We start from the raw sequence: 5,118 nt of genomic DNA on the forward strand, positions 1-5,118 counted from the left end.
ACATATTTTAGAAGAAGTATACCAATTAATTCATGCTTAGCGACTTTTCTACTATAAAAAGCATGTAGGCCGGTAATATATCGGAAGGTTAAGGACCCCGGAAAAGGTATTCTGTTCTTCTGCAAATTAGAATGCAATATCAGGATTCGGAGCCAGTCAACAGGCCTGAAAAGCAATCCGGACTCATATCTGCCTGAGGCTTTACTCTTCAACATCTCAGTTAGCTTCTTCTCCACGGTTTCAGTGTTAAATATCCTATTGATAAAAATAGACAATATTTAACAGCTAATTGTGCAGAAGTATAGAATATCTTACAGCGTATGTTTTAAATCAAAATTAACTTTTTACGGGTTCAAACAGTTAATGAGAAAACGGATATTAGCATGTTTTAAATCGCTGAACCTTAGACCGGCGAAAAAAGATTTAAATTATTCGCCCTAACGGGCATTATTTCTCTAATATTTTGTTAAATTATATGCAACCAACCAGCTAAAACCAATTTTATGAAGTTAAACGAGGAATACCACAACATATTAAGGTATACGAGACGGTTAAAAGTGAAGTCATATGATCTTCGCTCTAAGCTTACAGCCCTGGTATTATTTACGGAAGAGTCAGAAAACCTGACGCAGGAACAGAAAAATTGCATTCTTCAGATTTGTGAAACAATCGGAAAGAAAAATGATGAACTCATTTATTCCGAAAAACAACTTGAAGAGGTGCTTGACGAACTCTTTCCTGACAGCACCAGAGCCCCGTATACGCATTCTGCATTAGAGCGCTAGTTCACGGAAATGTGTAGCATTTCCACATTATTAGTTCACTAATAAAACCAAGCTTAAAACACTATAACTTCTACGGAAAAAGAGATGCCCCGAGCTAATTTAGTTTGGGGCATTTTTATTTTTTGATTAACCCATTCATTTACAGCAATATACCTCTATATTTGACCTCAAATCATCCGTAATATATTGTATTTAACCTTATACATATCACTTGGTTTTTTAATCATTTAGTAGCCGTTGGTATGGAATTTTCAGTTGATTAAGAAAAACTGATTTTACTATGAATAAGGATCTCGAAAAGAATATTAAAAAGCTTGTAAAGATTAATCTTGATGCACATGAAGGCTATAAAACTGCCGCTGACAATGTGAATGATAACCTTTTAAATACATTCCTGAGTCAGTGTGCCAAAGATAGAAAAAGCTATGCCCTCTCACTTGCCAGGGAAATAAACATAGAGCCGGACGAAATCAGCACCCACTTCAAGGCTGATTTACACAGGGTTTGGATGGACCTGAGAACTTCACCGCAAAAGTTTAATGCAAAAACTGTATTGAAAGAATGCGAGCGCGGGGAAAAGCATGCCGTAGAGGCGTATGACGATGTGGTCAAAGAAAATAAATACCCTGCTTCACTTGAAAAACAGATCCGCCTCCAGCGAGATGAGATCAATAACAAATTCGACCGGATCAGGGAAATGGAAAAAGAGTATGACCTAAAGGACGATATGCGCAATCAGCAGACATCTGTTCCTTAGAGAGACTCCGTGATTGTCCCAGACCCTAGTTGTCAGGCTAAGGAGTTAATAATACTTATTGACAGAAATATACAAATCAATATATAGAATCCTTGCCTGGGAATTCCTACTCTTCTTCCAAAAAAGGCATTGTGCTTTTGATTTTCAATAAAAAAGATATTTATAGGGGAAGAAGCGAACAAAAAATGTAGACTGTTTTATAGAAAACCCACTATCTTTTACCTCTGGATTAGTGGTTGTTATGTTTGGCACAAGATCGAGCAACAGACAATGAAGGCCACCAATGAGGCCTTGGCTGTTTTTAAACAGGGCTAGGGGTCAAAGACTCAACCCGATTGCTTTGACAGGCTTTTTTTCAAAATATAAAATGTCAATGAGGAGCTACAGACAACAGAAGTTCGATGGTCAGCATCCATTATTAATACAACCTATTCCCCGGGGATACCATAGACTTAAGGTTGATCTGGCACGAAGAATAATCAGGAAGATTCAAAAAACTAATACCCATGACATTCTTAAAACGACCTTTTCATCAGGGAACGAAGGCTGCCACGGGCGGAATTTCTTGAGTTTGAAGGTTGCGACTGTCAGTGCTGCTGAACAGTCAGCTTTACCAAACTTTCGGAAGCTTAGTAAAGCCGCTGTTTGGCTCATTAGCTACCTTTTTGCTAATAGCTTAATTTATAGAATGCAAACCCATTCTGTTCCCTTCCGAGTCATGGAACAGGGCAAAATATCCGCTATCATCAGCGTGGGGCGTTTTAGGCATGATTACCTTCCCTCCGTTCTCTTCAACCTTATCTAATATGGTTTGAAGATCATCTCCGCCATTGAGGTAAATGGTTACACCACCAGCCGAGGGTTGATACCCTTCCGCTTTGACGATAACCCCCGTGACCATTTGGTCTTCATATGGAAAAATTCCCATTTGCATTTCCGGCATATCCAGCTTCTCGATCTGAACACCTAAAATGGCCTGATAAAATGCAATAGCGCGTGAAATGTCTGTTGCCGGAATTTCGAAAATTGAAATAAAACTGTTCATGGCATTTATCTTTTGACTTTCTGTTAAATTCACCTTTAGCGCTTCGTTAGCAGGCTTACTCTGACTGAAGCCTGTAGCAAAAGCAAAGGACAGCATGGCTGCAATGGCAATGTGCTTTGTTCTTTTCATTCTCTTCTATTTTGGATTGATTAAACAAAAGTAAATTGCCGCTGACGGTGAAAATTGTAAAAATGCGACAGCAGATTCCACAGGTTATTTATAGAAAAGCCGTGAGAGAAGCATGCTTTCATCTCCGAGCAGTTCTTTTGGGCTGGTGCCGGTGAACTCCCTGAAATCTTTTATAAAATGCGATTGGTCGTAATATTCAGTTTCGTAGGCAACACTGGTAAGCTTTTGTGCCTTTTTATCCAGCAGCATTTTTAAAGCCGCCTGTAGCCGGATCACTTTACCTAGCTGCTTTGGACTGATACCGATCTGTTGCAGAAACTTTCTTTCCAGTTGTCTTCTTTTGGAAGGATCGCTTTTAAGAATAGAATTGATTGGGACACTGCCCCGTGTTGAGAATAGGGTATCAACAGTTGTTTTCACTATATTGTCGATGGTCGTCTGATCATTCAACATTTCAAATAAAAAACCTTCAACAATTTCTATTCGCTGCCTGGTGTCAGTTGCCTGTATTATTCTTTGTTCCAGTGCTTTAGCCTTTTCCCCAAACAATGATTCAATCGGGGTTTCTTTATTGGCCAATGTCTTAATGGGAGTAGTTACAAAGTTGGCAAAACCATAAGGGTAAAAACGAACTGCAAAAGTGTCGACATACCCTGTGGGTTCTATGTAAAACGGCTCCATCGTTTGTCCAAGTACCATCGCCCGGGGTTGCAGGATGAACTCATCCCCTACTGTATACCGTTTTATGTCGTCTCCAAGTATAAATGCCATTTCAATACAACCATCAGGCACAATGCGCTGCCTTTGTGCTTCAGTATCAGCAGGTACTTCCAATGTCCAGTAACAGCTAATGAGAGACTCTAAGTCGGGATGAGGCTGAAAGGTTTGGTAATTCATGGCTTACTATTTTATTTGAGAGGCAAGTGATCTAATGGTTCGAGATCATCAGATCACTCAGAATTCTCTTTAATCATACCTTTTTAATTCGTTAATAACCTTCTCCTCATACGCCTTTTCAAAGGTAAGTCCTCCGAGTAATTTTTTCTTTATCTCCTGATTCTCCATTCTAAGGTTCATCCAATCTTCCACAAAACCCGGGGCGTAGCCGTTAGTGGTTATTTCATTATTCCCAAATGCAATCATTTGAGGGTATTCTTTAAGATATTCCTCTTTAGATGAGACCTTTTTGTGCTTTGAATAAAGATAAAACTGTACATCATATACTAAATGGGACAATTCATCCGCATGAAGTGCAAAATACCCCTTCTTTTCTGTCAGCTTTATCAACAGGTTCCTCAATTGCCTGTCCAGTCCGTCTTCATTTTGAAGTAACTCCTTCAACAGGTCCGAATAGCTCCCTGTTTTCAATTCCTCCAGTGTTTCTTTTAGATCCTCTTCGGAGGTATCATACACATCAGCATGGACCAATCCTTTAATAAAGGTCTCAAAATTTTCAGCAAGAAAGGTAATCCGGTAATCTGATTCCTGGTCGACATGAACTACTTCGGGTTCACCATCCTTACCATTTTTTCTATAGTCAAGCATGATCATATCATGTCCGGCCGAAGGGCAATCACAAATACAAATACCTATATCAGGATACCCCCATTCATCAATCATAAACTGGCTACCCAGCCCACCACATAATGAGTAAGTTTTGTCTCTCCCAATCCCTAATATTCCTGTTATTTCCACATGATCACTTGCCCATGAAGTTGATTCTTTGGTTGGGAAACAGGTGTTTTTGGGAAAGCCTCCATTTTGAAGTTTCATCATTTCAACATAAAAGGCCGGAAGCTTATAGCCCAATTCCTCTTCTACAGAACCTATCAGTTCATCAGACGGAAACTCACCGATATACTCCTTCCTTGCGTAATCACTATCTTCCCAGAAGTCATTGAAATCAAATTGTTTCATTGTTATTTTTTAAAATGTTCCTTTATCTGTAATGTAGCCCCACTTTCAATCAGATACACCTTTTAAAACATTAAATTAATCTCCCAAACCTTCATAATTAGTCAGCACTTCACTATTCCAATTGTAGCTGTCAGGGTAAGATTTATTATATGCATTATATAAAACATATTCTTCATATGATTTGAGGAAAGAAAATCTTTCAAATGAAACAGATGTAAGTCTGAAGTCTAGCGGATCAGGCAGATGCACCCTTATTTCATCAGGAATAGAAGGTCTTCTAAAAGTACCATTACTTTGGACATCTGTATCAAGCCACCAGAAATTACCAGACCAATCACTTCCTATTAAATCAAATGTTTCCCATGTCCAACTGCTCAAGACAGCATTTCCATTGTAGAAATATTTAAGCTGTTCTTCATCAACCTTTTCTATTTTGATATCATTGTCGACAATTGAATAAGCGTTTAGTGGTTTATCTGTAAGTG

At 38.8% G+C, this 5,118-nt stretch carries 7 protein-coding genes; 2 read left to right on the forward strand and 5 right to left on the reverse strand.

The features are described from left to right. Window positions 1-236 (reverse strand): hypothetical protein (locus tag E1163_RS30910; protein ID WP_221417916.1); only part of this gene is annotated, 236 nt, incomplete at its 3' end. A gap of 267 nt (window positions 237-503) precedes the next feature. Here E1163_RS30910 and E1163_RS02555 point away from each other — a divergent pair. Continuing rightward, entirely contained in the window at window positions 504-785 is a 282-nt protein-coding gene (locus E1163_RS02555; protein ID WP_155169147.1) for a hypothetical protein, read from the forward strand. Between the two features lie 280 nt (window positions 786-1,065). Continuing rightward, window positions 1,066-1,542, forward strand: a complete 477-nt coding sequence (locus E1163_RS02560) for a ferritin-like domain-containing protein (protein WP_155169149.1) — start codon at window positions 1,066-1,068, stop codon at window positions 1,540-1,542. Between the two features lie 676 nt (window positions 1,543-2,218). Here the strand turns inward: E1163_RS02560 and E1163_RS02565 are convergent. From E1163_RS02565 to E1163_RS30345, 4 genes are all read right to left on the reverse strand, one after another. Continuing rightward, complete coding sequence (locus tag E1163_RS02565; protein ID WP_246223475.1) at window positions 2,219-2,716, reverse strand: VOC family protein; 498 nt, start codon at window positions 2,714-2,716, stop codon at window positions 2,219-2,221. An 84-nt stretch (window positions 2,717-2,800) separates the two neighbouring features. Next, entirely contained in the window at window positions 2,801-3,613 is an 813-nt protein-coding gene (locus E1163_RS02570; protein ID WP_155169151.1) for an AraC family transcriptional regulator, read from the reverse strand. 69 nt (window positions 3,614-3,682) lie between these two features. After that, window positions 3,683-4,633: an SMI1/KNR4 family protein gene (locus E1163_RS02575; RefSeq protein ID WP_155169153.1), complete on the reverse strand. Its 951-nt coding sequence runs from the start codon at window positions 4,631-4,633 to the stop codon at window positions 3,683-3,685. A gap of 75 nt (window positions 4,634-4,708) precedes the next feature. After that, window positions 4,709-5,118, reverse strand: a 410-nt coding sequence (locus E1163_RS30345; RefSeq protein WP_185155934.1) for a hypothetical protein, incomplete at its 5' end; no start/stop codon positions are given.

It is taken from the genome of Fulvivirga kasyanovii (assembly GCF_009711405.1).
Classification (GTDB): domain Bacteria; phylum Bacteroidota; class Bacteroidia; order Cytophagales; family Cyclobacteriaceae; genus Fulvivirga; species Fulvivirga kasyanovii.

Bases quoted from the DNA above. Each gene is read 5' to 3' on its own strand.
- E1163_RS02575 (WP_155169153.1), bottom strand. From the start codon at position 4,633: ATGAAACAATTTGATTTCAATGACTTCTGGGAAGATAGTGATTACGCA.
- E1163_RS02555 (WP_155169147.1), top strand. From the start codon at position 504: ATGAAGTTAAACGAGGAATACCACAACATATTAAGGTATACGAGACGG.
- E1163_RS02565 (WP_246223475.1), bottom strand. From the start codon at position 2,716: ATGAAAAGAACAAAGCACATTGCCATTGCAGCCATGCTGTCCTTTGCT.
- E1163_RS02570 (WP_155169151.1), bottom strand. From the start codon at position 3,613: ATGAATTACCAAACCTTTCAGCCTCATCCCGACTTAGAGTCTCTCATT.
- E1163_RS02560 (WP_155169149.1), top strand. From the start codon at position 1,066: ATGAATAAGGATCTCGAAAAGAATATTAAAAAGCTTGTAAAGATTAAT.